A 780-nucleotide genomic window follows, 5' to 3' on the forward strand; every position below is an offset into this window, starting at 1 on the left:
CCAGCTTGCGGCCCAGCGCCCGGCGCTGAGCCAGTAAAAGATACCACCGACCATGCCGCTGCCGATCACGGCCATGATGGCGCTGGTGTCCCTGACGGCGAAGGCGGTGTCACCGCTGTGGTCGGCAAGCCCGAGGAAAACACCGGCAACCACCGCGCCCGCCAGCGCATAGAACAGCCAGTCGCGCCGGCCCAGGATTTCGGCAAGCAGGATGACGACAGAGGCCGGCATCAGGGCGAAATAGGCGACGAACAGGGCGGCGAAGGGAATTGAAAAATACAGGGAAGCCGTCGCCGTCGGATGCGCATGCTCCGGCGTGTAGCCGAGCGATGCCAGGAACAGGATGTTGAGGAAGGCGCTCGCCGCCAGCGAGGCGACGGCATAGCCGAACAGGATGACGGTGAAACGGATGAGGTAGCCGACGAGACGCGCCATCAATCCCGGCCCAGATTCCGGCCCGTGCCGGACCTGCGTCCAGCCAGAAGCCAGTAGATCCAACCGGCGGCGATGCCGGCGGTGGCGAGAAAACCCAGAAAGCCCGGATTGAAGACAAAGCTGCTGGCCGAGCGCGGCATGGATACGCCAAAGGCAATGGACGTGATCGCACCAGTGGCGGCGAAGTAGAACCATCCTCGAAGTGAGAACCGTTCGGCGACAAAGAGCGCCGGGCCGACGATCAACAGCGCGCCGATCATTACGGTCAACACGGCGAGCGGGAACGAGCCAAGCCAGTCGAAGGCGAAAATGATCGACCAGTTGCCGTCTTCGATGCCTTCCAGA

The 780-nt window shown here is 63.5% G+C and carries 2 protein-coding genes; both read right to left on the reverse strand.

The genetic code is table 11. The features are described 5' to 3' along the window. Positions 1 to 435: hypothetical protein (locus EN994_RS33770; protein ID WP_127308276.1), on the reverse strand; the 435-nt coding region annotated here is incomplete at its 3' end. Next, positions 435 to 780 (reverse strand): hypothetical protein (locus EN994_RS33775; protein ID WP_127308277.1); only part of this gene is annotated, 346 nt, incomplete at its 5' end. The genes EN994_RS33770 and EN994_RS33775, both read right to left, overlap by 1 nt.

The sequence above is a fragment of the Mesorhizobium sp. M7A.F.Ca.CA.002.09.1.1 genome, from assembly GCF_003998555.1.
Taxonomy (GTDB): Bacteria; Pseudomonadota; Alphaproteobacteria; order Rhizobiales; family Rhizobiaceae; genus Mesorhizobium; species Mesorhizobium ciceri.